Here is a 25,307-nt window from a genome sequence, read left to right on the forward strand (position 1 = left end):
AGCGTTCCCTCCGCACCACCCCGTCTCCCCGCTCTACGGAAAGAGTTGAAGCCATGTTCGTCGTCGACACCCAGATCCACATCTGGAAGGAAGAGACCCCGGACCGCCCCTGGGTGCCGGGCGCGCGGGAGCGCATCCGTCTCAACGGCCACCGCGAGGACCCCTTCTCCTACGAGGAGGCGCTGGAGCTGATGGACGAGGCCGGCGTGAACCGCGCGCTGATCCTGCCGCCGTCCTGGGAGGGCGACCGCATCGACTACGCCCTGGAGGCCTGCGAGGCGCACCCCGACCGCTTCGGCATCATGGCCCGCATCCCGCAGGACAAGCCCCGTGAGGGCTCGGCGATGCTCACGGACTTCGCCCAGAACCCGCATGTCAAGGGCACCCGCCTGACCTTCCACCGGCCGATCGACCGGAACTGGATGATCGACGGCACCAACGACTGGTACTGGCCGCTCGCCGAGGAACTGCGCATCCCGACCATGGTCCACGCGCCCATCTGGAAGCGGGAGTTGGGCGAGATCGCCGCGAAGCACCCCGAACTGCGGATCATCATCGACCACATGGGCATCATGGCCCGCTGCGTGGACGACGCGATCGGCTACTGGGTCTCGGAGACCGCCGACCTGGCCGCCCACCCGAACATCTATGTGAAGGTCTCGGCGCTGCCCGGCTACTCCACGCACCCCTTCCCGAACAACAACATCCAGAAGTACGTGCGCGAGATGGTCGACAGGATGGGCCCGCAGCGCTGCTTCTACGGCACCGACATCACGCGGCTGCTCGGCCACGGCATCACCTACACCGACACGATCGAACAGTTCACCAAGCACTGGGACTTCACCCCCGAGGAGCTCGAATGGATCATGGGCCGCGGTATCTCCGAGGTCCTCGACTGGCCGATCGAGGGCTGAGGGCGCACCGGAGATGACCGACACGACCGACTCCCGCGGCCCCGACGGCGGCGACGCCCTCGTCACCGCCTTCGACGCCGCCGGCGTCGACCACCTCTTCTGCTCCTCCGGCTCCGAGTGGGCCCCGGTGTGGGAGTCCCTCGCCCGGCGCCACCGGGACGGACTGCCCTGCCCCGGGTACCTGGACCTGACCCACGAGACCGTCGCGGTCGGCATGGCCACCGGGTACGGACTTCTCAGGCGCCGGCCGCAGGGGGTGCTGCTGCACGCGGCACCCGGGCTGCTCCAGGGCTCCATGGCGGTGCACGGGGCGCTGCTCGCCGGGGTCCCGATGGTCGTCGCCTCCTCGGAGTCGACGACCTACGGCGACGGACCCGGCCCGGACCCCGGCGGACAGTGGTACCGCAACCTGTCCGTCGTGGGCGGCCCGCACTCCGTGGCCCAGCCGTTCACCAAGTGGGCCACCGAGGCGGCGAGCGTCCACACCCTTCCCACGATGGTCACGCGGGCGGCGGAGCTGGCCTGGCGGGCGCCCGCGGGACCGACGTACCTGAACATCCCGCTGGAGATCCTCCTGGAGGACTGGGACGGCCGCGCGGCCGATCCCGTCGTCGCTCCCGGCTCCACGCACAGCTCACCGGAGGAGGTCGACCAGGTCGCGCGGATGATCCGGGAGGCCCGCAACCCCGTGATCGTCACGGAGACGGCAGGCCGGGAGGCGGGCGGCTTCGAGGCGCTGGTGGCCTTCGCCGAGGCCTGGGGCGTCCCGGTCGTCGAGCCCGACTCGGCGGTCTGCGGCAACTTCCCGCGCACGCATCCGCTGCACGCCGGCAGCGACATCGGGCCGTGGATGGACGAGGCCGACCTGATCCTCCTCGTGAACTGCCGGGCCCCCTTCTACCCGCCCTCGCGCCGGCCCGCCAAGGCGCGGGTCGTGGTGCTCGACGAGGTGCCGCAGCGGCCGCACGTCGTCTACCAGGTGCTCTTCGCCGACCGGTACCTGGAGGGGAACGTCACCCACACGCTGCGACAGCTCACCAGGCGGGCGAAGGACCTGGACCGGGCGGTCGTGGGCGAGCGGCGGGCGGCGCAGGAGGCACGGTTCGCCGCGGAGCGGGCCGCGACCGGCTCCGCCGAGGAACGGGCCGCGCAGGGCGACGGTGTGGATCCGGTGCACCTGGCGGCCTGCCTGCGCCGACTGCTCGAGGGCACGGACTCCGTCGTCGTGGACGAGACGATCACCCACAGCCGCGTGGTGCGGCGGCACGTGCCGACCTCGGCTCCCGACTCCTACTTCTACGTCCAGGGCGGCCTCGGCCAGGGCATCGCGGTGGCCCTCGGGGTCAAACTCGCCGCGCCCGAACGGCCCGTGGTGCTCACCGTCGGGGACGGCGCCTTCGCCTACAACCCGGTGATCCCGTCGTACGACGCCTCCAGGGCGTACGAACTGCCGCTGCTCATCGTGGTGTTCAACAACCGGGTCTACAAGTCGATGAATCTCAACCACCGGCGGTTCTACCCCGAGGGGGCGGCCGCGGACACGGGGGAGTGGTTGGGGACGGACCTGCGGCGGCTGCCCCGACTGGCCTCGTTCGCCGAGCCGTTCGGGATGCACACCGAGACCGTCGACACGCGGGACGCGCTCGGGCCCGCTCTGGAGCGGGCGTTCAAGGCGGTGGGCGAGGGGACGACGGCCGTGGTCGACGTGCTCGTCACCCGCTGAGTTCCTTTCGTCCGCGGGCCGTTCGGCCGGCCGCGCGGTTCCCCGCGCCCCTCAGGGGGCGCTCCCTGCCCGAGGAGGCTTTGTCGTCATGTCCGATGCACCCCCCAAGGTCCTGGTGCCCGCAGATGATCTGCGCACCTTCTGCACCGCTCTGCTGGAGAAGGGCGGTCTGAGCCCCGAGCACGCCGCGACCACGGCCGACGTGTTCGTCTGGGCCGCGCTCCGTGGTGTCGACTCGCACGGGATCGCCCGCGTGCCCGCCTACCTGGACCTGCTCGCCAAGGGTGTGGCCAACGCCCGGCCGGAGATCGAGGTGGCGTCGAGCACCCCGGCCGCGGCCGTCCTGCACGCCGACCGCGCGCCCGGTCCGGTCGCCCTCTCCGCCGCCGCGGAGGAGGCGGTGAGCCGGGCCCGTACGACCGGGATCGCCTCCGTCGGTGTGCGCGAGACCGTGCACACCGGGGCGATCGGCTACTACGTCTCGAAGATCGCCGAGCAGGGGCTGGTCGGCCTCGGGTTCGTCGCCGGCATGCCGAACATGGGCTACACGGGGGTGCGGGGCGCGGCCGTGGCGACCAGCCCGCTCGCGATCGCCGTACCCTCCGGGAACCGGGCGCCCCTGTTGCTGGACATGGCCACGGCCACCGTCGCCCTCGGCAGGATCCGCCAGGCGAAGGCGAGCGGCACGCCGCTGCCGGAGGGTGCGGCCGCCACGGAGGACGGCACCCCCACCACGGACCCCGCGGCGGCGGTCATGCCCCTGCCGCTGGGCGGTGCGAAGGGCTCGGGCATGTCCCTGGCCTTCGAGCTCCTCACCAGCGTCCTGGTCGGCGCCCCGATCTTCGCGGCGTTCCACTCCGCCGACCCGAAGGGCCGTAAGCACCGCCAGAACGCCCTGCTCATCGCGGTGGACCCGGCGGCCTTCGGGGGCGCGGAGGCGTTTGCGGAGGGCGTGGACGCGACCCTGGACACGTTGAAGGGCCTGCCGGTGGCGGAGGGGGTCGAAGGCGTCTTCTACCCGGGCGAACGCAGTGCCACGGTGGCCGTGGAACGCGGTGCGAAGGGCATCCCGGTACCTGTGAAGGTGTGGCGCGACCTGAGGGACCGTGCTTCCGGTCTGGGGGTGAGTGTGCCCAGTCAGGGGCGCGGGGAACTGCGCGACCAGCCACATGCGGCCCGCACGCCGACGGCGACAGGGGCTTTGAGTTCCTAAGCGCTCTCCGCTGCCCGTACCGCCCGCACCCCGTCCAGCGCGATCGACAGCACCCGGTCGCGCTGGGCGTCGTCGTCGAAGGCCGTCGCCGTGATCCCGGCGACCATGCGCAGCAGCTCCACGAAGTCCATGTCCGGGCGGGCCAGGCCCGCCTTCTGCGCCCGCTCGAACAGCGGCCCGCCCGCCGCGTACATCGAGTCCCGGCACGCGGCGAAGATCTCCGACTCGTCGTTGAGCGCCTCGCGCACCGCCCGCTTGGTCACCATGTAGCCCGCGAACCGGTCGAGCCAGGCGGTGAGCGCCTCCCACGGCTCGTGGTCGGCGAGGTCCTGGGCCACCCGTACCAGGGTGTTCACCTCGTCCGCGTAGACGCTCTCGAAGAGGTGGCGGCGGGTGGGGAAGTTCCGGTACAGCGTGCCGATGCCCACGCCCGCGCGCCGCGCGATGTCCTCCAGGGAGGCGTCCGAGCCGTGCTCCGCGAACGCCTCGCGGGCGGCGGCCAGCAGGGCGTCGTAGTTGCGGGCGGCGTCCTTCCGGTGTGGCCGACGGGACGCGACGATCTCGGTGACGGGGAACGACGGGGCGGTCACGGCTGCCTCCCGGGCTGAAACGGAGGTGCACCTCCGGAACGGGTTGAAGCGGAGGGGTGCCTCCGCTAGAGTGGAGGCGTGCCTCCACTCTAGCAGTCGAGGTGCGTCCACCGTCCTTTCCGCGACCGCTTCCCACGAGGCTCCGGCCGCACTCTGTGTTCGGAGAGGCTCTCCATGCCCCGCACGTCCACCCGTCTCACCTTCGCCGTCCTCGCGGCCGGCGCCGGCGTGTTCTCCATGCTCCAGTCGCTGATCGCGCCCGCCCTGCCGACCGTCCAGCACGCGCTGCACACCTCGCAGTCCACCGCGACCTGGGTGATGACCGCGTATCTGCTGTCCGCCTCGATCTTCACGCCGATCCTCGGCCGGGTCGGCGACCTGATCGGCAAGAAGCGCACCCTCGTCGCCGTCCTGGTGACGGTGACCGTCGGCTGTGTCCTCGCCGCGCTCGCCCCCAGCATCGGCGTCCTGATCGTCGCCCGGGTCGTCCAGGGCGTCGGCGGCGCCCTGTTCCCGCTCTCCTTCGGCATCATCCGCGACGAGTTCGAGGCGTCCCAGGTCAGCGGCTCCATCAGCAACCTGTCCGCGGTGATCGCCGCGGGCGGCGGCGTCGGCATCGTCGCCGCCGGTCCCATCGTCAGCGCGCTCGACTACCGCTGGCTGTTCTGGATCCCGGTCGCCATCGTGATCGCCGCGACACTGATCGCCGTACGCTACGTGCCCGAGTCGCCCACCAGGGCGCAGGGGAACGTCAATTGGTCCGGTGCCGTCCTGCTGTCCGCGTGGCTGGTCGCGCTGCTGCTGCCGCTGAGCCAGGCCGGCCAGTGGGGCTGGGGCTCGGCCCGGGTGCTCGGCCTGTTCGGCGCGGCCCTCGTACTGTTCGCGCTGTGGCTGTACTCCGAGGCCCGCTCCCGCACCCCGCTGATCGACCTGAAGGTCATGCGCCTGCCGGCCGTGTGGACCACCAACACCGCCGCGCTGCTCTTCGGCGCCGGCATGTACTCGATCTGGTCCTTCCTGCCGGGCTTCGTGCAGACCCCGTCCGCGGCCGGCTACGGCTTCGGCGCGAGTGTCACGGCGGCCGGGCTGCTCATGCTGCCGATGCTGGTGGCGATGTTCCTCGCCGGCGTCCTGAGCGGCCGTCTGGAGCCGGTCCTCGGCGCCAAGGCCCTGCTCACCACGGGGGCCGCGCTGGGCGCGGTGGCCTGCGGGTTCCTCGCCCTGTGGCACGACGAGCAGTGGCAGATCGCCGTCGTCGCGGGCCTGTTCGGCCTCGGCATCGGACTCGCCTTCGCCTCCATGGCCAACCTCATCGTGGGCAGCGTCCCGGCCGACCAGACCGGCGCCGCGACCGGCATGAACGCCAACATCCGCACCATCGGCGGCTCCATCGGCGCCGCGGTCACCAGCGTCCTGGTCACCGGTCACCTCCAGTCCTCCGGACTGCCCCACGAGTCCGGCTACACGAACGGGTTCGCGCTGCTGGCCGTGCTGTGCCTGGCGGCGGCACTGGCCGCGCTGCTCGTCCCGGCGGGGCGCTCCGTGCGCCGGGTCGTCACGGGACCCGCGGAGGTCCGGGAGACCGTCGGCACCCGGGGCTGACGTCCCGCCAGTCGGTCCGGCCGCGCGCGTGCGGTAGGGTTTGGCTGCGCGATCACACGGAACACCCGTGCACATCGCGGCCGGGACGTGGCGCAGCTTGGTAGCGCACTTGACTGGGGGTCAAGGGGTCGCAGGTTCAAATCCTGTCGTCCCGACGGTACGAAGGGCTTCGCGGGCATCAGCCCGCGGGGCCCTTTTTCGCGTGCGACCGCACCCGTGAAATGCCGCGTGCGACCTCACCCGTGACGGGGGATGCACCCCTCTTCCGTCGTTGACACGCTGGCGCGGTGAGGGCCCGGGACTCCAGGGCGTCCGGGTGCGTGCGGCCGGAAGGAGAGCTGCTCATGCGACGCTACGCTCCGATCGAGGACCACGGTCTGGTCGGCGATCTCCAGACGGCCGCCCTGGTCTCCATCGAGGGCACGGTCGACTGGTTCTGCGCGCCGAGGTTCGACTCGCCCAGTCTGTTCGCCTCCCTCCTCGACCACGACAAGGGCGGCCACTTCGCGGTGTCCGTCGACACCCGACGGCCCCCGGTCCAGCTCTACCTCCAGGACACCGCGGTGCTCGTGACCCGCTTCCTCACCGAGTCCGGGGTGGGGGAGGTCGTCGACTTCATGCCGGTGGAGCGCCCCGAGCGGCCGGCGGACCACCACCGCCTGGTAAGGATCCTGCGCGTGACACGGGGACAGGTGCGTTTCTCCCTGGAGTGCCGGCCCCGCTTCGACTACGGACGCTCCGCGCACCAGGCGGTCGCGGGCGAGGACACGGTCCGCTTCCGGGGCGCCGGCGGCCAGGCCGTGCTCCAGGCCGTCGGCCCCCTCCACTGGGACCGGTACGGTGACGACGTACGTGGTGAACTGACCCTGACGCAGGGCGAGTTCGCGGCCGTCGTACTCACCACGGGAGACCCGGGCGACGCGGCCGTGGCACCGGTGACGCAGGCGGACGTCGTGGCGATGTTCGAGCGGACCCGGGACTTCTGGCACGCCTGGGTCCGCCGCAGCCGGTACCGCGGCCGCTGGCAGGACATGGTCAACCGGGCGGCCATCACCCTCAAGCTGCTCACCTACGCGCCCACCGGTGCCCCGGTCGCCGCGGCCACCATGGGGCTGCCCGAGCAGATCGGCGGCGACCGCAACTGGGACTACCGCTACACCTGGGTCCGCGACGGCTCCCTGTCGGTCGGCGCCCTGCTGGGCCTCGGTCACGTCGAGGAGGCCCAGGCGTTCCGCCGCTGGCTGGGCGACCGGCTGCGGGCGGGCCGTACGGTGACCGGCGAGCCCCTCCAGATCATGTACCGCGTGGACGGCGACCCGGAGCTGACCGAGGAGGTGCTCGACCACTTCGAGGGCTACCGCGGCTCGGCACCGGTGCGCGTCGGCAACGGAGCGGCCGACCAGCTCCAGCTCGACATCTACGGAGAGGCCTCGCTGGCCCTGGCCCAGGCGGCCGGCCGGCTCGGCGAGATCCCGCCCTACGACGGCTGGCAGGCCCTGTCCGGGGTGCTCGACTGGCTGGTGAAGGCGTGGGACCAGCCCGACGAGGGGATCTGGGAGACGCGCGGCGGCCGCAAGGACTTCACCTACAGTCGGCTCATGTGCTGGACGGCCTTCGACCGGGGCATCCGGATGGCCCGGGACTTCGCCCGGCCGGCCGATCTCGCCCAGTGGAGCACGGCCCGCGACGACATCCTGAGCCAGGTGATGGAACGCGGCTGGAGCACGAAGCGCCGCGCCTTCGTCCAGCACTACGAGGACAGCACCCTGGACGCCTCGCTGCTGCTCATGCCCAGCGTCGGCTTCCTCTCGCCGACGGACCCGCGCTGGCTGTCCACCCTGGACGCCATGGAGGACGAGCTCGTCTCGGACAGCCTCGTCCACCGCTACGACCCGGCGGCCTCCCCGGACGGCCTGCGCGGCAGCGAGGGCACGTTCTCCCTGTGCAGCTTCCTGTACGTCGAGGCGCTCGCCCGCTCGGGACGGCTCGGACCGGCGCGGTACGCCTTCGACAAGATGCTGACCTACGCGAACCACGCGGGTCTCTTCGCGGAGGAGATCGGCCCGACGGGCGAGCAGCTCGGCAACTTCCCGCAGGCATTCACCCATCTCGCCCTGATCACCGCCGCGCTCTCCCTGGACCACGAGATGGACGCGGTCGGCAGGTAGCCCGGGGCGCTTGCTGAAAGTGGGCCCATCGGCCCTCCACCAGGGCGATCCGGCCCTGCGCGGGGACCGGTGGGCCCCCCTCGTCGGGTGAATGTCGGGACGGCGTGTAAAGCTGAGCTAAGGACGCGCTGCCTATGACCTGACGAGACATGGTGGTGAGCGCAGTGGTCACAGGCGAGAGGAACGCCGCGGCTGCGGCCGCAGGCCCTGTCGATCCGCTCGGGGACCCGTTCTTGCGCACGCGGTTCGCGGTACCCACGCGGCCCGCCACGTTCCTCTCCCGCCCACGCCTGACCCGGCACCTGGACGAGGGACTCAGGACACCGCTGACCATGGTCAACGGCTCGGCCGGGGCCGGGAAGACCCTGCTGGTCGCCGACTGGATCGCCGGCCTGGACCGGCCCGTGTGCTGGCTCACCGTCGAGGCGGAGGAACAGCGCCCCGGCATGTTCTGGGCCTACTTCCTCCAGGCGCTCAGCATCTGCGGCACCCCGCTGTCCGACCGGGTCCACTGCCCGGCGGACCCGAGCCGGGTGAGCCGCAAGGTGCTGTCGGAGATCGCCGAGGACCTGGTCGGACGCGATCCGGCCCCGGTGGTCGTGCTCGACGAGTTCGACCGGGTGAGCGCGTCCGAGGTGGCGGAACAGGTGGAGTTCGTGCTCCAGCACGCCGGTTCCGGGCTGCGTCTCGTCCTCGTCACCCGCAACGAACCGACGTTCTCCCTGCACCGGTACCGGGCGGCCGGAACCCTGACGGAGATCCGGGACGCCGAGCTCGCGCTGAACCCCGAGGAGGCCGCGGCCCTCCTCGAACTGCACGGACTCAGCCTGCCCGCCGACGCCGTACGCGCCCTCGTCGAGCGCACCCGCGGCTGGGCCGCCGGCCTGCGGCTGTGCGCCCTGGCCGCGCAGGAGAGCCCGGATCCGGAGAGGTACCTCAAGGAGTTCGAGGCCGACCGCAGCACCGTCGCCGACTTCCTGCTGGCGGAGGTGCTCACGCGCCAGCCGGCGGCGACGCAGGACCTGCTGCTGCGGGTCAGTGTCCTGGACCGCTTCTGCCCCGACCTGGTGAACGAGCTGACCGAGCGGACCGATGCCGGACTCATCCTGACCGAGCTGCACCGTGACAACGCCTTCGTCGAGCATCTCGGACAGGGCTGGTACCGCCTGCACCCGCTGTTCGGGGAGATACTCCAGACCCATCTCCGGGTCCGCCACCCCGGTCTGGAACCCGACCTGCACCGGGTGGCGGCCCGGTGGATGCGCCGCCGGGGCGCCCTCCCGGAGGCACTCGCCCACGGAGCCGCCGCCGCCGACTGGGACTTCACCGCCGCCGCCGTCGTCGACGACCTCGCGATCGGACAGTTCTTCACCAGTCTGCGCTCCGACGACCTGAACGAACTGTTCTCCCGGATGGGTCCCGAGGCCACGGGTCCCGCGCCCGAACTCGTCCAGGCGGCTCGCGGTCTCGCCCAGAACGACCTCGACCGGGGTGTGGCCCACCTGCACCACGCCGAGGCACGGCTGGCGGCCGACCAGGGGGACCCGGCGGCCGCCCATCTGAGCTGGGCCTTCCTGGAGGCGGTGGCCGCCAGGCTGACCGGTTCTCCCGCGCGGGCCGAACAGGCCGCCGAGACCGCCGAGGAGATACTGCCGGAGGTCTCCGCGCAGCTCCTGGACAAGCACCCCGAACTGTCCGCCCTCCTGCTGACGCATCTGGGGTCCACGCGTCTGTGGGCCGGGCACTACGAGGACGCGCGGGCCGCGCTGTCCGAGGCGGTCGACTGTCCCGGCGGGATCCTGACGGTGCTGCCCCGGGAGGAGTCGATGGGCCACCTGGCGCTGCTCGACTACCTCGACGGATGGCCCGACAGGGCCGAGCACAAGGCCCTCGCGGCGATGACCGAGACCGAGCGGTTCAGCCTTCCGCAGTCCTCCGGCTCCGGCATCGAACGGCTGGTGCTGGCCGCCGTGGCGGTGGACCGCCACGAACTGGGCCGGGCCCAGGCCCTCCTCGACGAGGCCGACGCACTCGACCTCGACACCCAGGACCCGGTGACGGCCGCGGGGCGGGCGATCGCCAGCGCCCGGCTCCAACTGGCACGGGGCAACGCGCGTGCGGCCATGGAGTCGGCGACCCCGGCCCTGTCCACCGCCGTCGCCTCACCGTGGGCGGCCAGCCTGGAGCGGCTGGTCGCCTCCGCCGTCCATCTGGCCGAAGGACGGCCCGACACGGCCGCCGAGCTGCTCCGGCACCTCCCCGACGACCAGCCGACCTGGACGGTGGAGGCCGCGCGCCTGCAACTCGCCGCGGGCCGGCCGGACACCGCGATCGACCTGCTCGACAGCGTGCCCACCGGGAGCCGGACCGGGCCCGCGGTGACCGTGCGGGCGGCGCTGGTGCGAGCCCAGGCCGCACAGGTGGTGGGTGACACCGAAGCGGTCCGCAGGTTCGTGGCGCAGGCCCTCGTCCTCGCCCGGGGCGAACGGCTTCGCCGCCCCTTCCTCGACGCCGGCCGCTGGATCAGGTCCTTCCTGGCCACGGCCCCCCTGCGGCCGCTGGCCGCCGAGTGGCTCGTGCCCGGCCCCGCCCCCGGGCCGGCCACCGAGGGCCCGCGCCCGGCGCCGCTCGTCGTGCAGGAGCTGAGCGAGCGCGAGCGCGACGTCCTGCAACGGCTCGCGCAGATGATGTCGACCCAGGAGATCGCCGCGGACCTGTACCTCTCGGTGAACACGGTGAAGACCCACCTCAAGAGCCTGTACCGGAAGCTGGAGGTGAACCGCCGCAGCGAGGCAGTGCACCGAGCCCGGGACATGCGCCTGCTGTGAGGACACGCCGGGTCGCCCGCGACGGGTGAGGCACCGGGCGCCGCAGTGCGCTGACATGGGGGGAGCGGCCGCCCGCACCGCCGCTCCGAACCGACCCGGCGAGGTGGTTCACCGTGAGACGATGGCGCGCACTGATCGTCCTGGGGACAGCCCAGTTCCTGATGGTCCTGGACACCTCGGTCATGAACGTCTCGATCAGCCAACTGGTCGAGGACTTCGACACCGAGGTCACCACCGTCCAGGCCGTCATCACCCTGTACGCGCTGGTCATGGCCGCATTCATGATCATCGGAGGCAGGCTGGGTGACATCCTCGGGCGTCGCCGCCTCTTCTTCCTCGGACTGGTCGTGTACGCCACGGGATCGGCCCTGACCGCGCTGGCCCCCACCGTGTGGGTCCTCGCCCTGGGCTGGTCGGTCATCGAGGGGCTCGGCGCCGCCATGGTGCTGCCGGCCATGGCGGCCCTCGTCGCGGAGTCCTACCGCGGACCGGACCGGGCCGTCGCCTACGGCGTCATCGGCGGCCTCGCCGGCGCGGGGATCGCGGTCGGGCCGCTCCTCGGCGGCTGGGTCACCACCTACCTCACCTGGCGGCTGGTCTTCGCCGGCGAGGTCGTGGTCGTCGTGGCCGTGCTGTGCTGCCGGCGGATGATCACCGACTCCCCGCGCACCGGGGCTCGCCCCCGTCTCGACGGGGTCGGCGCGGTGCTGTCGGCCGCCGGGCTCGGGCTGGGCGTGCTCGGTGTGCTGCAGAGCAGCACCTGGGGCTGGGTCTCGCCCCGCAACCCGCCCTTCACCGTCCTGGGGTTCTCCCCGACGCTCTTCGTCGTCGCTGCCGGAGTGGCCGTCCTGTTCCTCTTCGTCCACTGGGAGCGGCGCCGCGACGCCCGGGGCGCGGATCCCCTCGTCCATCTGCCCCTCCTGGGCCGGCCGGCGCTGCGCTCCGGTCTGCTGACCCTGGTCGGCCAGAACCTGATCCTGCTGGGCCTGTTCTTCGTGATTCCGCTGTATTTGCAGGTCGTGCAGGGCTTCGACGCCTTCCAGACCGGACTGCGTCTGCTGCCCGTCTCGATCACCATGCTCGCGGCCTCCATGCTCGCCTCCTCGCTGGGACGGGCCGTCGGACCGCGCCGGATGGTCCGGCTGGCCCTCGCCACCCTGGCGGTCGCCGTCGTGTGGCTGCTGGCCACCATCGACCCCGTCATCGACGACGCGCAGTTCGCCGGAGCCATGGCCCTGGTGGGCGTGGGCACCGGCCTGCTCGCCTCGCAGTTGGGCAACGTCGTCCAGTCCAGCGCCGGCGAGGAGGAACGCAGCGAGGTCGGAGGGCTTCAGTTCACGGCGCAGAACCTGGGCTCCGCGCTGGGCACGGCACTGATCGGGTCGATCCTGCTCGGGGCGCTGGCGCACGCCTTCACCGCACAGGTCGAGGACAACCCACGGCTCTCCGAGGCGGCCCGCACGCAGACCGGTGTCGCCCTGGAGTCCGGGATCTCCTTCGTCACCACCGACCAGGTGCGCTCGGCGGCGGCGGACGCCGGGCTGCCGCCCTCCGAGGTGGAGGCCGTCGCGGACTCCTACGCCTCCGCCCAGCTCGACGGTCTCAAGGCGGCGATCCTCGCCACCGGCGGCGTCACGCTCGTCAGTTTCCTCGTCACACCGAACCTGCCGTCCGGCCGGAAGACCCGCGCCGGGGCCCGAGGAGAGACCGCGGCCCCGGCCCCGTCGGCCGGACCGACGCGCTGATCCACAGGGAGCACCGATGTCCACGACCGACCGCACGACGCTCCGCGGGACCGGCTCCGAGCGCCGGGCCCGGGCCGACTACACCGGCGGCGTCTACGGGTCCATGCTCGCGGCCTCCGTGGTGATCGGCGCCGGCACCCTGGGCTCGTTCCCCCGCCTGGAACTGGTGCTGCTGTTGCTGCTCACCGGTGTGGCGTTCTGGATCGCCCATGTGCACGCCCAGCTCTTCGGGGCGCGTCTGGCCAAGGAACCGCTCGGCCGCCGTGCCGTCCTCCACGCCTGTCGTGAGGAGTGGCCGATCGTCAAGGCCGCCGTACCGCCGGCCGCGGCGGTGGCGGTCAGCCCGCTGCTGGGCCTGGACGTGCAGGGCGCCCTGTGGCTGGCGCTGTCCGTCGCGGTCGCCGGGCAGGTGGGGTGGTCGATGGCCGCGGCCCGCCGTGCCCACGCCACCTGGCGCCTGGTCGCCGCCACCGCCTCCGTCAACCTGCTGATCGGCCTTCTGATCATCTCCTTCAAGGTGTTCCTGAAGCACTGACCCCAGTCGCCGGAGGAAGCGGAGCGACCAATCACCTTCGCAGGGTGAGGTCGCCGGGCACCCTCCGAGCGGACCATGGCGGAACAGGGCACAGACCGCCTTCCCGGCAGCCCGCGGGAGTACAGCGCATGCGCTACGAGATCCGAGTAGACGGACACATGTCGGACCTACTGGCCGAGGCCTTCCCCGAGCTGGAACGCGTGGTCATGTCCGGGCAGACCGTCCTGTTCGGCTCCGTCATCGACGAGGCGCAGTTGTTCGGTCTGCTGGCCCGCTGCCAGTCGCTGGGCCTGCACGTGGTGGAGATGCGGCGCATGCCGGAGTGAGGAGCCGCCCGTGCACGACGGCTCTCCCGGGGACGTGCTCGACCTCGGCAAAGAAGGCGTCGCGCGGCAGCATGGCCTGGTCCAGCTCCAGGGCCGGGTCCGGCCTCCCGGCTGCTGGCCGTCAGTTCCCGGGAACACGTCTGCGCCGAGGCGGGGATCCGCCGTCCGGTGGTCACCGTCACCGTCACCGACGACGACGGCGCCTCGGACTCGTACACCAGCGTCCTGGACTCGCTCGCCCTCCTGGACGCCGTCGCTGCCGGGCAGTGCGGTTCACAGGCTCCGCGCGGCGGCTCTCCCGGCGACAATCACGTGCATCGGGCGACGCCCCGGACGGTGACGTTCACAGGCTCCGCGCGGTGACCCGGCCGGAGCGTACGGCCGCGGCCAGTTCGTCGAAGTCCCGCTCGTTGCGGTCGGCGTAGGCCTGGGCGAACTCGGTGAGGGCGTGGTCGAAGCGGCCACCGGAGCCCAGGTAGGCGGCGATGGCGATCGGATCGCCGGACCGCGCGTGCGCCCGGGCCAGCGAGGACCCGCACAGCCGGGCGAACAGCCCGAGCAGGCCGGGGTCCATGGTCTCCGGCCGGGCGATGCCCTTCCAGTCCCGCAACTGCCGTACGTAGAAGTCGCGTTCGCGGCCGTCGATGCCCAGCACATGGGTCCAGCCGAGGAAGATGTCGCTGGTCGTCTGGATCAGGCGCTGACCGGACACCACCCGACAGCCCTGGTTGTCGAAGGCGTCGACGCCGGTGCGGGCCGCCAGCACCGACTCCTGGGCCTCCTTGGCCTGCAGCAGCAGCGGGTCGTCGTCGTTCCTGCCGAGCAGGAGCAGGATCCAGCAGCGGGTGCCGACACTGCCGACCCCGACCACCTTGCGGGCGATGTCCACCAGCCGGAAGTGGTGCAGCAGGTGCCGGCGTTCGGACGGCAGGGTGCGCGCGTACTCCTCCAGGACGGTCTGGAGCTCCTTCTCCTGCTGGTTGTCCGCCGCGTCGGCCAGCAGATCCCTGAGCGGTGTGATGAGCGGCGGGTCGGGAGCGATCCGGCGGCCCTCCGGGGTGGCCCGGGTGAGCTTCGCGTAGGCCTGCATATGGGTGCGGGTGCGGGCCTGCTCCGTGGCCCGGGCGGTACGGCGCCTGGCCTTCTTGTCCATCGAGGACGCGAGCAGCGCGCGCAGGTGGTCGGCGTCGTCCTGGGCGTACCAGATGTCCAGGGTGCGCATACCCGCGAACTCACGCATCCGTTCCCGGTAGGCCCGGACGCAGGTCCGCACGACGGTGTTCTGCTCCTTGAGGGAGAAGCCGTTGGCCCGACCCGCTATGGCGAAACTGGCGGCCAGGCGCTTGACGTCCCATTCGAAGGGCCCGGGCAGGGTCTCGTCGAAGTCGTTGATGTCGAAGACCAGATGACGCTCGGGCGAGGCCAGCAGCCGGAAGTTCAGCAGATGGGCGTCTCCGCAGAGCTGCACCCGCAGCCCGGTGTCGGGGACGGCCCCCAGATCCGCCGCCATGATGGCGGCCGCGCCGCGGTAGAAACGGAAGGGCGACTCGAGCATCCGGCCGTAGCGGATGGGCACCAACTCCGGTACCCGCGTGGCGGACTGACGCTCTATCACCTCTACGGGGTCGAAACGCCCCTGGCCGTCCTCGAAGCCACCGTGCCGCGAACGGGGCGCCCGGGACCGGGCGTTCGTGCCGACCGCGGCCCGTTCGGCGGGCGACAGGAGAACGGTGGACGTGTTCGGTACGGCCATGGCGGAACCTCCCGGATCGATGACGAGGACCAGCACCACGACCTGCCGGCGCACCCGCACGGCGCGGGCGGCGGCCCCGGACCGGCGCCCGCCTCGCTCCCCAGCCCACCCGCACGGCCGGTGCCCGCGGATCACCCGTGACGGGTGACCCGGCCGGGGCCGCGGCGCGGGACGCTGGCCGCGAGAGGGCCCCCGTACCCGCCCCGGCCGGTACGGGAGGGCCCGTCCGACGGGGCGAGGAGGAGCCATGACCGTGCCGCGTGGTCCGGCACCGCCCACCGCAGCCGAGCGTGACCCGTACGGCGCGGCCCCCGGTCGCACGGGTGCGGACGTACTGGGGCGGCTCGGCCGTTCCTGGACCTGGATCCTGGGATCCGCGATCGCCACGCTCGTGCCGGGCGTCCTGGTGCTGGTCTGGCCGGACGAGACCCTGCACGTCCTCGCCGTCCTCATCGGCCTGTACCTGCTCGTGACCGGCGCGTTCCGGTTCGTCGCCGTCTTCGCCCTGCGCACGCCCGGCGAACGGCTGCCCGGACTGCTCACCGCCGTCCTGTACGTCCTCACCGGGGTGCTGTGTCTGCGCCACCCGCTCCAGACCATCGCCGCGCTCTCCCTGATCGTCGGCGTCGTCTGGCTCGTCTCCGGCCTCCTCACCCTCTACACGGCGATCACCGCCGAGGACCTGCCGCACCGGGCCTTCGTGATCGGCGCGGCGGTGATCGGCATCGTCGCCGGGATCGTGGTGCTGGCCCTGCCGGCCGAGTCGGCCCGCGCGCTGACCCGCCTGCTCGGTCTGTGGCTCGTCCTGCTCGGCCTGTTCGAGCTCGTGCTGGCTCTCGCCTGGCGGGCCGCGCTGCGCGGGTCGGGCATCACGGAGCGCCGGGAGTCCCCGGCGGACGTCTGAGACGGAGCCCGCTCCGCCGGACCCAACGAGGGAGACACCATGATCCCCGCCTCGACCCCGCGGACGTCGGGTGCCGGCGCCCCCTCGGCCGGCGGTCACGTCGTGACCGCCGACGAGCACGCCGAGTACCAGCGGCTGCGCCGCGCCGCGACCGTACGCCACCGGCGGACGCGGCGCGTCGGAGCCACCGTCCTGCTGGTCCTGACGCTGCTGCTCGCACCCCTCGCACTCGTCGCGACCTGGGTGCACGACCAGGTCGCCGACACCGACCGGTACGTGCAGACCGTCGCGCCGCTGGCCGCCGACCCGGACGTGCAGGACGTCGTGATCGACCGGCTGACCGACCGGGTGGTGGCCCAGGTGGACGTGGCGGCGGTCACGGCCGCGGTCACCAGGACCCTGGCGGAGAACGGGGCGCCGCCCCGCGTGGTCGAGGGGTCCCGGTCCCTCACCGCGCCGCTGCGCTCCGCGGTGCAGTCCGTCGTGCACCGCACCGTGAGCCGCGTCGTCACCAGCGAGGCCTTCGCACAGGCGTGGGAGGGCGCCAACCGGCGGGCCCACGCCACCGTGGTGAACATGCTCACCGGCGACCGCGACGGCGCGGTGCGGGCCGAAGGGGACACGGTGCAGCTCGACATCGGCGTCGTGGTCGACGAGGTACGGCAGCGTCTCGTCGACGCCGGCTTCGACAAGGCCGCCGCCATCCCGGACACCGACCGCACCGTCTCGCTGTTCCGTACCGAACAACTGGGCAAGGCCCAGGACGGCATGCGGCTGCTGGACGTCGTCGGCACCTGGCTGCCCGTCCTGACGCTCGTCCTCGGCGCCCTGGCGGTGTGGGTCGCCCCCGGTCACCGGGTGATGGTGATGATCACCGCCCTCGGCGTCGGGTTCATGGCGGTCGTGCTGCTCGTCGCGATGGTCGTCCTGCGGCGCGTCTACCTCGACTCCGTACCCCCGTCGGCGCTGCCCCCCGACGCCGCCGCGGCGATCTTCGACACCTTCGTCCGCTTCCTGCGCTCCGCCGCCCGCACCCTTCTCGTCGTCTGCCTGCTCACCGCCCTGACCGCCTACCTGTACGGTCCCGGCCGGGTCGCCCGCGGTGTACGCGGCCTGACCCTGCGCGGGGCCTCGGCGGCCGGGCGTGGGCTGCGCCGCGCGGGGATCACCACCGGCCTCACCGGACACTGGCTGGCCGCCCACCGGCAATGGACCACCGGTGTCACCATCGGGGCGGGCGCCCTCGCTCTCCTCCTCTGGAACCGCCCCACGGTCGGCGCGGTGACGCTGGTCCTGCTGCTGGTCCTGCTGGTGCTCGCGGTCACGGCGGTGCTCGCCGCCGCCCGGCCGGCGCGGGAGGCCCCCGACCGGCCGGAGCACGCGGCCGCGTGAGCCGGGGCGCCGCGTGAGCCATGGCCAGGAACTCCGATCCGGTCCGCTCGGCCCGCCGGGCCCGGGCGGCGCGGGTCGCGCAGAGCGTGCGGTCCAGCGCGCTGGTCCGGTTCCTTCCCCGGCTGTCGGCGCTCAACGTGGTGGAAGGGGCCGTGAGACTGGCCGCGCAGGCCTTCCTCGCCGCGCTCCCGCTGCTCATGACGGTGGCCGCGTTCGCCCCTCCCGGCGTGCAGGACCTGCTGGCCGATTCCCTGCGCACCGTGCTGGGAGTGCGCGGCGACACGCTCGACGAGGTGCGCAAGACCTTCTCCGCCACCGGCCCGACGCGCGACACCGTCGGCGTCCTCGGGGTGCTGGTGGCCCTCGCGTCCGCGACGGCGTTCAGCCGGGCCCTCCAGGCGGTGTGCGAACGCTGCTGGCGCCTGCCCCGGGCGCCGCTGCGGGCCGCGGTCTGGCGCTGGCCCCTGTGGCTGGTGGTCTGGCTGGTGTTCCTGCTGGCCCAGGCGCCGCTGCGCACGGGATTCGGCAGCGGCCCGGCCGTGGGCCTGACGATGTCCCTGCTGTGCGCGACGCTGCTGTGGTGGTGGACGCAGTACCTGCTGCTGAGCGGCCGGATCGGCTGGCAGAGCCTGCTGCCGGGCGCCGTCCTCGCGGGGACCGGCACGGTCGCGCTGAGCGGGGCGGCCCGGCTGGTGCTGCCCGCCGCGATGGAGCGCAGCCTGGACGAGTTCGGCCCGCTGGGACCGGTCTTCACCTTCGTGTCCTGGCTGATCGGCGTTTTCATCGTCGCCGTGTCGGGGCTGGCCGCGGGGGAGAGCGTCGCGTCCAGCTCCTGGTACCGCGCGCTTCGCCTCTTCCGGCGCCGCGCCCCGATCGCGGAGCGGGCCGAGGCGCCCGCTCACCCGCGCCGGGTGAAGCCGTCCGCTGCTTGCCGTGGGCACGCTGAGGACGGCACAGACAGGCGGCCGGGCGAAGGCCCCGGACGGAGGAGAGTGACATGAGTGCGTCCACGTACCTCGCTTACGACTATCCGCTGCTGAGCGTCTTCTGGTCCATGCTGTGGTTCTTCCTGTGGATCATGTGGTTCGTCCTGCTCTTCCGGGTCGTCGTCGACATCTTCCGCGACGACGTACTGAGCGGCTGGGCCAAGGCCGGCTGGCTGGTGTTCACGATCGTCCTGCCCTTCCTGGGCGTCTTCGTCTACGTCATCGCCCGCGGCAAGAACATGGGCCGCCGTGAGGTCGCCCAAGCGCAGGCACAGCAGCAGGCCTTCGACTCGTACATCCGCCAGACCGCCAAGGGCGGCACCACCAGCAGCGTCGACGAACTCGCCAGGCTCTCGGAGATCCGGGCCAAGGGCGACATCACGGACGCGGAGTTCGCCCGGGCGAAGGACCTCGTCCTGAGCGGACAGGGCTCGGGGACCTCCGACGGCGCCACCGCCACCTCCCGGCGCTGACGCCGACCGATCGAAACGAGGGTTCAGGATGACCGCTACACACACCGCACACCGGTCCACGGCCAAGCAGGACTGGGCCGCCGGCACGATGGTCTTCGCGGCCGTCATGCTGATGATCGCCGGACTGCTCGACATCTTCCGGGGCATCATGGCCATCGCCGAGGACGACGTCTTCGTCACGACGCGCAACTACGTCTTCGAGTTCGACCTGACGAGCTGGGGCTGGATCCATCTCTGTCTGGGAGTGCTCGGCGTGCTCGTGAGCCTCGGACTGTTCCGGGCGGCCACCTGGGCGCGGGTGTCCGGGGTGGCCATCGCCGGACTCATCATCATCGCCAACTTCCTCTCCCTGCCGTACTACCCGGTCTGGTCGGTCGTGATGATCGCGTTCTCGGCACTCGTCATCTGGGCGCTGTGCGTGGTCCGGCGTGATGACTCCTTCGAGCCGTTCGAGCGTCCCGGGCGCGACATGTGACGGACCGTCATGCGGGGTCCGACGGAAGCGGTGACACCGGGAGGGAGGGCGAGGGGACGGGGCGGCGCCGGAGCTGCGGTGCGTGGACCGGCAGCGTCCGGCGGGCCCATGAGCGTTCCCGCTGACTCCGTCGGCTGACGGGGCCGGGGCCGGGTGCACCGCACCCGGCCCCGTCGTAGGAGAGCCGCTCGCGTCGGTCAGGTCTCCTCGCGGACCAGCCCGGCGTAGGCGTCGCGGAGCCGGTTCACGAGCTGGTCGACGCCGAGGGCGTCCAGACCCCGCTGTCCGGACACCGCGGCCCGCGCGGCCGTGCGCGCGGAGACGAACAGGGCCCAGGAGTCGGCCGTGTGGTCGGCCCGGGCCGGGGAGCCCACCGCCGCCAGGGCACTGCGCAGCGGTGCCGTGTCGACCCGTCCGTCCACGTCGCCGGAGATCGCGGTGAAGGCGTCGAGGACGATCTTCCCGGACTTCAGTGTGAAGGTCGCCGTGTGCCGGCCGTCGGGCAGCCCCCGCAGCGCGTAGGTCGCCTGGCGCTTGTCGGTGGCGGCGGTCCTCGCGTCCCGGGCGACGGGCCGGCCGTCCACGGAGACGTCGAGGACGGCGCTTGCGTCGTTGCCGCCGATGACGTCGAGGCCCGTGCCGCGGAACGGGACGGTGACCGTCGCGCCGGCGCTGGTCCCGGTCGATGTCGAGCGGTACCAGTTCATCGCGTCGCCGAGGGAGGCGTTGCGGCTCCAGGTGCCGGTGTACCGGACCGAGCCGTCCATGTTGTCGGTCAGCGCGGAGGCGTACGGCGTGTATCCGGCGACCTTCTCGACCCTCAGGTCGTCGAACGCGGTGCGGTGGAAGTCGGTGCCGAGCTTGACCCGGCCCCCGGTGACCGGCGCCGGGTCCACGTAGGTGGCGACGGCCTGTCCGTCGACGTAGGCGGTGACGGTCGCACCCCGGGCCTCGACGGCGAGGCGGTAGCCGTCGGACGCGGCCACCGTGCCGGTGCGCAGGACCGTGCCGTACCGGAGGAGGGTCCAGTTGCCGGCCGGGCCGATCCCGACGCTGTACGCGGCGTCCGTCGCGGCCATGCCCTTCTGCTGGCGTACGCCGAGGGTGGCGGCGCCGCCCTGCGGGTCCGGGAAGGAGACGTCGACCGAGGCCCGGTAGTTCTCCCAACGGAAGTCGCCGACCGTGGTGTTGGGGGTGTTCCGGTTCCAGGCGCCGGTGTCCTTCATGGACTGGTCCAGGTACTGGTACAGCACGGGGTCACCGTCCGGGCCCGCGCCGACCTCCCACGCGCCGGTCTGGTCGACCAGGTAACGCGGCTGGTTGCCCCGGGAGGTGAGGTACGGCTGGGACGTCGTGCGGGCCCCGTTGTCGGTGCCGACCTGGACCCGGCCCTCCTCCGCGTACCCGAAGTCGTCGGCGTACAGGACGCCGTCGCGGGTGTCGTGCCTCTTGCCGCTCGCGTCGGTGTCGAGCACGGTGCGGGCCGCGGACCGCGGCAGACGTTGCAAGGTCGCCTTGTCGTGGCTGCGGTCGAGGGTGGTGAAGGTGACGATCGAGCGCGGCTTCACCGAGTAGGTGTAGGAGCCGTCGGCGTCGGGGCCGAGCCGGCCCGCGAGGTGCTTGAAGTTCGCGTCGTAGGCCTGACCGGGGTCCGCCGCGCGGGTCTCCCAGACCTCCATGGTCGGGTCGCTGCCCAGGTCCATGTTCTCGGCTTTGATCCGGTACGTCTTCGTCCGGTCGCTGTCGTTGACGGCGATCGTGGAGAAGTCCTTCTTCCCCGGGTCGGCGAGCGTCAGGTAACTGGGCGCGCCGTTCGAGCCGTCGACGTTCTCGGTGCCGCTCGCCCCGCTGTAGCTCGCCTCCGGTACGGTGCGCCAGATGCCGGCCGTGTTGCCGGCGTTCTCCCAGCCGGTCCTCGCGAACTGGGTGAAGTGCTGCATCACGTACACGGCGGCGTCGTAGTGGATGCTCCCTGACCACGGGTCGCGGGCGCTGACCAGTTCCTTGTGGCTGTACTGGGCGCCCTCGTAGAAGGCGCCGATCGCCGGCTGGAAGATGTAGTGCGTCCGCTTGGAGTTGGCGTAGCCCTTCACGGAGCGGTTGGCGAGGTCGAGGGCGCTCTGCACGCCGCCGATCCCGGTGCTCGCGCCGCCGGGACCCTCGGTGTTGTGCACCCGGTAGTCCGTCCAGCCGAAGGAGCCGACGCCCTCGCTGTACCAGACCTCCTTGTCCTCGCCGTGGGCGTTGGCACCGGTCGCCAGCTTGGTGTAGGGCTGGTAGGTGGCGCTGTCGGGGGTGCCGTCGAGCCGGTCGTCGGTGGTGTAGTGGTAGCCCACCGCGTCGACCGCGCCGAAGAGTTCGGTGTCCGTGAGCATCGCCGGACCGATGTTCTTCGTGGTGTTCTCGTCCGAGGCGACGATCCTGACGGCGTGGTACGCCTTCGCCGCCGCCTGCTGCTGACGAGGCGTCAGGCCGTAGCGGGCGTCGTCGAACTCCGTGTCGTTCACCAGGGCGTTCTTGTACCACTTGACGAAGGAGAGGTCGGGCTTGGTGGTCTCGTTGGTGTCCGGGTCGACGTAGTCGACCATGTACCCGTACTTCTGGTACGCGTCGAGGATCGTCTCCTTGTGCCACTTGTACATCTCGTCGGTGCCGGTGCCCTTGTTCCACTCGGTCTGGACCCACTGGGGCATGACCCAGCGCAGGATCGACACCTTCAGGCCCGGGTTCACCGTCTTGGCGTCGGCGGCGAGTTGGAAGCCGGGGGAGCGGGACGCGTCGGCGAGCTCGTCCGCCGTGCGCATGGTCGCCGGATCGGAACCCGTCGAGGTGTTGGTGTCCGAACCCATCTCGATCTTCACGTGGTTGATCAGCGGGTTCCGCCCGCCGAACAGCACGCTGACGAGCTGCCAGTAGCGGTCGGGATGCTCCGCCTTGTAGTCCATCAGCAGGTTGCTGGTGCTGTTGCAACTGAGCAGCCCGAGACCCTTGTAGGTCAGGCCGTTCACGTTGTCGGCGCGTACGTCGTCCCCGTCGACCACGATCTGCACGGGATCGTCCGCGGAGTGGGCGGCGGGAGCCGCGGTCACCCCTGCCGCCAGAGCCATGGTGGTCGCCGCGGCGAGCGAGGCCCACCCGAATCTTCGCTGCATACCCATTCGGGGGACCGTAGGTGGCAAGCGCTTTCTACGTCAATCCCCTTGCGCCGCCCGAGATTTGACGGCATCCGCCGAGCGCCACCTGCCGAAAAACGCGTGGACCCGGCGACCGCCACCGCGGGACACTGCCGAACTCGGACCGCAACCCTTCACACACACAGGGTTATGATGCAGACGCCTGAGGCACAGAAGACCGCACCGCCCAAAGGCGCGGTGCTCCTCGCACTTCGTTACTACACACGGGAGTTGGCCCGCCTGCGGTGGCTGACGCTGCCCGCCATGCTGCTGTCGGCGCTGGGCAGCATCGGCATCAACTACATCGCGCCCCTGATCGTCGCCAAGCTCGCCGGCACCATCGCCGACGACGGCGCCATGACCCTCGGCTCGGCACTGCCGTACGTCCTGGGTTTCGCCGGGGTCCTGCTGCTCGCGGAAGCGCTGTGGCGGGTCGCCCTGCACTGCCTGAACCGGCTCGACGCCCTCGGCATCGAGCACCTGTACGTGCTCGGGATGGACGAACTCTTCGCCAAGGACGCCGCGTTCTTCCACGACAACTTCGCCGGATCGCTCACCAAGCGCGTCCTGAGCTTCGCCACCCGTTTCGAACCGTTCGTCGACACCCTGGCGTTCCAGATCGTCGGCAGCCTCGTCCCGCTGCTGTTCGGCTCCGTGGTGCTGTGGCGCTACGAACCGCTGCTCGTCGTCGGCCTGTTGACGATGATCGCGGTGACCGCGCTGTGCGCGGCGCCCCTCATCCGGCGCCGCCAGGCACTGGTCGCCGAGCGCGAGGCGGCGGTCGCCCGGGTGGCCGGACACGTCGCCGACAGCCTGATGAACATGGACACCGTCCGGGCGTTCGGCGCCGAGGCCCGCGAGACCGCCGAGCACCGCTCCCGCGTCGCGGTCTCCCGCCGGCTCATGCTCAGGTCCTGGGACTACGGCAACCTGCGCATCGACACCTTCGTCGCCCCGATGTCCGTGCTGACCAACGCGCTGGGGCTGCTGCTCGCGGTCGTCCTCGGCGGTGGCGGGCACAACGTCGAGGCGGTCGTGGTGGCCTTCACCTACTACTCCAACGCGACCCGGATCATGTTCGAGTTCAACCAGATCTACCGTCGTCTGGAGGGCTCGATGACGGAGGCCGCGCAGTTCACCGAACTGCTGCTGACCCCGCCGACCGTGCTCGACCCGCCCTCGCCCGAGCCGCTGCTCCCCGGGTCCGCGGACGTCCGCTTCGAGCGGGTGAGCTTCGCCCACGCGGGCGCCGAGCGGCTCTTCGAGGGGCTCGACCTGGTCGTGCCCGGCGGGACCAAGGTGGGCCTGGTCGGCCGGTCCGGCGGCGGCAAGACCACGCTCACCCGGCTGCTGCTGCGCATGCAGGACATCGACGGCGGCCGGATCCTGGTCGGCGGACAGGACATCAGCCGGCTGCGCCAGACCGACCTGCGCAGTCTGATGGCCTACGTCCCGCAGGACCCTGCGATGTTCCACCGGACCCTGCGCGACAACATCGCCTTCGCCCGGCCGGACGCCACCGACGCCGAGATCCGCCGTGCCGCCGAGGCGGCCCATGTCACGGAGTTCGCCGACGCGCTGCCGCAGGGCTTCGACACCCTCGTGGGGGAGCGGGGCGTCAAGCTGTCCGGCGGTCAGCGCCAGCGGGTCGCCCTGGCCCGGGCGATCCTGCGGGACGCGCCGATCCTGCTGCTCGACGAGGCGACCAGCGCGCTGGACTCGGAGAGCGAACTCCTGGTCCAGGAGGCGCTGTGGCGGCTCATGGAGGGGCGGACGGCATTGGTGGTGGCGCACCGGCTGAGCACGGTCGCCGGCATGGACCAGCTCGTCGTCCTCGATCGCGGGCGGATCGTGGAGCAGGGCAGCCACCAGGAACTGCTGGCCCTGGACGGCCCGTACGCCAAGTTGTGGCACCACCAGTCGGGCGGGTTCCTCGAAGGCGACCCGCTGGAGGCGGAGTTGCGCTGACGGCGGCTCGTGGCCGGGAGCGGGGGAGGGCGCACCCGGCCTCGTCGTCCCACCGCCGGGGAGCCGGGGAGCCGGGGAGCCGGGGAGTTGGGGAGCCGGAGACCTCGTCCGCAGGGACGCCGTCCTTCGTGAGCCGCGCGCTGCCGGGAAGCCGGCCGGGGACCATGCGAGGCTCGCGCGCCTCAACGGCCCGCGCGGGGGCGCGTGTTCCGTGTTCGCGGGAAGGGCCTTCGCGGGTGAGGGCCCGCGGAGCCCTTTTCCGCCATTTCCGGCCTGCGGACTCCGGCGTTCGCACCGGCCGTGCCGTCCGTCGGTCACCCCGCAGCCCGCCATCGTGCACCCTTGGTCTCCCGTTTCCGCAGGTCACGAGGTCCGCCTTCGCGTCGGCGCGGCCGCCGTCACGTGGGCGCCATTGCGCCATCTCCAAAACGTAGGCACATATTCCACACATCCCTCTCTTCAGACGGGTGCCGATGGTCTAGATTGACCTTGCTGCCCATGCTGGGACACGAAGCGACAAATAGTGATGTGTGGGTCCA

19 protein-coding genes and 1 tRNA gene are annotated in these 25,307 nt (G+C 71.9%); 17 read left to right on the plus strand and 3 right to left on the minus strand.

Translation table 11 applies throughout. From position 1 onward, the window contains the following. Positions 1–53: 53 nt before the first annotated feature. The 3 genes from ACZ66S_RS11195 to ACZ66S_RS11205 all read left to right on the plus strand — a co-directional run bounded on the left by ACZ66S_RS11195 (position 54) and on the right by ACZ66S_RS11205 (position 3,850). On the plus strand, positions 54–914 hold the full coding sequence (locus ACZ66S_RS11195; RefSeq protein WP_469901226.1) for an amidohydrolase family protein: 861 nt from the start codon (positions 54–56) through the stop codon (positions 912–914). A 13-nt stretch (positions 915–927) separates the two neighbouring features. Continuing rightward, the gene (locus ACZ66S_RS11200; RefSeq protein ID WP_469901227.1) at positions 928–2,637 is read left to right on the plus strand and encodes a thiamine pyrophosphate-dependent enzyme; all 1,710 of its coding nucleotides are present in this window, start codon (positions 928–930) and stop codon (positions 2,635–2,637) included. 88 nt (positions 2,638–2,725) lie between these two features. Next, complete coding sequence (locus ACZ66S_RS11205; RefSeq protein WP_469901228.1) at positions 2,726–3,850, plus strand: Ldh family oxidoreductase; 1,125 nt, start codon at positions 2,726–2,728, stop codon at positions 3,848–3,850. On the opposite strand, the gene ACZ66S_RS11210 is transcribed toward ACZ66S_RS11205, so the two are convergent. After that, entirely contained in the window at positions 3,847–4,440 is a 594-nt protein-coding gene (locus tag ACZ66S_RS11210; protein WP_469901229.1) for a TetR/AcrR family transcriptional regulator, read from the minus strand. The genes ACZ66S_RS11205 and ACZ66S_RS11210 overlap by 4 nt on opposite strands. Before the next feature lie 174 nt (positions 4,441–4,614). Here ACZ66S_RS11210 and ACZ66S_RS11215 point away from each other — a divergent pair, with 174 nt between their 5' ends. From ACZ66S_RS11215 to ACZ66S_RS11250, 8 genes are all read left to right on the plus strand, one after another. After that, complete coding sequence (locus tag ACZ66S_RS11215; protein ID WP_469901230.1) at positions 4,615–6,042, plus strand: MFS transporter; 1,428 nt, start codon at positions 4,615–4,617, stop codon at positions 6,040–6,042. A gap of 81 nt (positions 6,043–6,123) precedes the next feature. Next, positions 6,124–6,197, plus strand: a tRNA-Pro gene (locus ACZ66S_RS11220). A gap of 189 nt (positions 6,198–6,386) precedes the next feature. Continuing rightward, entirely contained in the window at positions 6,387–8,210 is a 1,824-nt protein-coding gene (locus ACZ66S_RS11225; RefSeq protein WP_469901231.1) for a glycoside hydrolase family 15 protein, read from the plus strand. Between the two features lie 149 nt (positions 8,211–8,359). Further along, positions 8,360–11,038, plus strand: coding sequence for a winged helix-turn-helix domain-containing protein (locus ACZ66S_RS11230; protein ID WP_469901232.1), 2,679 nt, complete (start codon positions 8,360–8,362; stop codon positions 11,036–11,038). A 113-nt stretch (positions 11,039–11,151) separates the two neighbouring features. Further along, entirely contained in the window at positions 11,152–12,783 is a 1,632-nt protein-coding gene (locus ACZ66S_RS11235) for an MFS transporter (RefSeq protein ID WP_469901233.1), read from the plus strand. 16 nt (positions 12,784–12,799) lie between these two features. Further along, positions 12,800–13,318: a hypothetical protein gene (locus ACZ66S_RS11240; RefSeq protein WP_469901234.1), complete on the plus strand. Its 519-nt coding sequence runs from the start codon at positions 12,800–12,802 to the stop codon at positions 13,316–13,318. A 128-nt stretch (positions 13,319–13,446) separates the two neighbouring features. Continuing rightward, on the plus strand, positions 13,447–13,644 hold the full coding sequence (locus ACZ66S_RS11245) for a hypothetical protein (RefSeq protein WP_469901235.1): 198 nt from the start codon (positions 13,447–13,449) through the stop codon (positions 13,642–13,644). A gap of 168 nt (positions 13,645–13,812) precedes the next feature. Next, on the plus strand, positions 13,813–14,007 hold the full coding sequence (locus ACZ66S_RS11250) for a hypothetical protein (RefSeq protein ID WP_469901236.1): 195 nt from the start codon (positions 13,813–13,815) through the stop codon (positions 14,005–14,007). Here ACZ66S_RS11250 and ACZ66S_RS11255 read toward each other — a convergent pair. Further along, positions 13,988–15,397, minus strand: coding sequence for a DUF2252 domain-containing protein (locus tag ACZ66S_RS11255; RefSeq protein ID WP_469901237.1), 1,410 nt, complete (start codon positions 15,395–15,397; stop codon positions 13,988–13,990). The genes ACZ66S_RS11250 and ACZ66S_RS11255 overlap by 20 nt on opposite strands. Positions 15,398–15,644: 247 nt before the next feature. Here ACZ66S_RS11255 and ACZ66S_RS11260 point away from each other — a divergent pair, with 247 nt between their 5' ends. From ACZ66S_RS11260 to ACZ66S_RS11280, 5 genes are read left to right on the plus strand one after another with little or no spacing between them, the layout of a single operon-like run. Next, on the plus strand, positions 15,645–16,301 hold the full coding sequence (locus tag ACZ66S_RS11260; RefSeq protein WP_469901238.1) for an HdeD family acid-resistance protein: 657 nt from the start codon (positions 15,645–15,647) through the stop codon (positions 16,299–16,301). Between the two features lie 39 nt (positions 16,302–16,340). Then, the gene (locus tag ACZ66S_RS11265) at positions 16,341–17,693 is read left to right on the plus strand and encodes a hypothetical protein (RefSeq protein WP_469901239.1); all 1,353 of its coding nucleotides are present in this window, start codon (positions 16,341–16,343) and stop codon (positions 17,691–17,693) included. 20 nt (positions 17,694–17,713) lie between these two features. Beyond that, on the plus strand, positions 17,714–18,694 hold the full coding sequence (locus ACZ66S_RS11270; protein ID WP_469901240.1) for a ribonuclease BN: 981 nt from the start codon (positions 17,714–17,716) through the stop codon (positions 18,692–18,694). Next, the gene (locus ACZ66S_RS11275; protein WP_469901241.1) at positions 18,691–19,152 is read left to right on the plus strand and encodes an SHOCT domain-containing protein; all 462 of its coding nucleotides are present in this window, start codon (positions 18,691–18,693) and stop codon (positions 19,150–19,152) included. Before ACZ66S_RS11270 ends, ACZ66S_RS11275 begins: the two co-directional genes overlap by 4 nt. Before the next feature lie 28 nt (positions 19,153–19,180). Further along, positions 19,181–19,627, plus strand: a complete 447-nt coding sequence (locus tag ACZ66S_RS11280) for a DUF7144 family membrane protein (protein WP_469901242.1) — start codon at positions 19,181–19,183, stop codon at positions 19,625–19,627. 197 nt (positions 19,628–19,824) lie between these two features. Here ACZ66S_RS11280 and ACZ66S_RS11285 read toward each other — a convergent pair whose 3' ends face one another. Next, on the minus strand, positions 19,825–22,785 hold the full coding sequence (locus tag ACZ66S_RS11285) for a GH59 galactosidase (protein WP_469901243.1): 2,961 nt from the start codon (positions 22,783–22,785) through the stop codon (positions 19,825–19,827). A 165-nt stretch (positions 22,786–22,950) separates the two neighbouring features. On the opposite strand from ACZ66S_RS11285, the gene ACZ66S_RS11290 reads away from it, so the two are divergent. Then, positions 22,951–24,768 carry an ABC transporter ATP-binding protein gene (locus tag ACZ66S_RS11290; RefSeq protein WP_469901244.1) on the plus strand — a complete coding sequence of 606 codons (1,818 nt, stop codon included), beginning with the start codon at positions 22,951–22,953 and terminating at the stop codon, positions 24,766–24,768. Positions 24,769–25,307: the final 539 nt, after the last annotated feature.

The organism is Streptomyces sp. NPDC107471 (assembly GCF_055582845.1).

Coding starts and splice junctions, on each gene's coding strand:
- ACZ66S_RS11265 (WP_469901239.1), top strand. CDS start 16,341: ATGATCCCCGCCTCGACCCCGCGGACGTCGGGTGCCGGCGCCCCCTCG.
- ACZ66S_RS11240 (WP_469901234.1), top strand. CDS start 12,800: ATGTCCACGACCGACCGCACGACGCTCCGCGGGACCGGCTCCGAGCGC.
- ACZ66S_RS11245 (WP_469901235.1), top strand. CDS start 13,447: ATGCGCTACGAGATCCGAGTAGACGGACACATGTCGGACCTACTGGCC.
- ACZ66S_RS11255 (WP_469901237.1), bottom strand. CDS start 15,397: ATGGCCGTACCGAACACGTCCACCGTTCTCCTGTCGCCCGCCGAACGG.
- ACZ66S_RS11215 (WP_469901230.1), top strand. CDS start 4,615: ATGCCCCGCACGTCCACCCGTCTCACCTTCGCCGTCCTCGCGGCCGGC.
- ACZ66S_RS11230 (WP_469901232.1), top strand. CDS start 8,360: ATGGTGGTGAGCGCAGTGGTCACAGGCGAGAGGAACGCCGCGGCTGCG.
- ACZ66S_RS11195 (WP_469901226.1), top strand. CDS start 54: ATGTTCGTCGTCGACACCCAGATCCACATCTGGAAGGAAGAGACCCCG.
- ACZ66S_RS11275 (WP_469901241.1), top strand. CDS start 18,691: ATGAGTGCGTCCACGTACCTCGCTTACGACTATCCGCTGCTGAGCGTC.
- ACZ66S_RS11225 (WP_469901231.1), top strand. CDS start 6,387: ATGCGACGCTACGCTCCGATCGAGGACCACGGTCTGGTCGGCGATCTC.
- ACZ66S_RS11280 (WP_469901242.1), top strand. CDS start 19,181: ATGACCGCTACACACACCGCACACCGGTCCACGGCCAAGCAGGACTGG.
- ACZ66S_RS11205 (WP_469901228.1), top strand. CDS start 2,726: ATGTCCGATGCACCCCCCAAGGTCCTGGTGCCCGCAGATGATCTGCGC.
- ACZ66S_RS11285 (WP_469901243.1), bottom strand. CDS start 22,785: ATGGGTATGCAGCGAAGATTCGGGTGGGCCTCGCTCGCCGCGGCGACC.
- ACZ66S_RS11290 (WP_469901244.1), top strand. CDS start 22,951: ATGATGCAGACGCCTGAGGCACAGAAGACCGCACCGCCCAAAGGCGCG.
- ACZ66S_RS11200 (WP_469901227.1), top strand. CDS start 928: ATGACCGACACGACCGACTCCCGCGGCCCCGACGGCGGCGACGCCCTC.
- ACZ66S_RS11270 (WP_469901240.1), top strand. CDS start 17,714: ATGGCCAGGAACTCCGATCCGGTCCGCTCGGCCCGCCGGGCCCGGGCG.
- ACZ66S_RS11260 (WP_469901238.1), top strand. CDS start 15,645: ATGACCGTGCCGCGTGGTCCGGCACCGCCCACCGCAGCCGAGCGTGAC.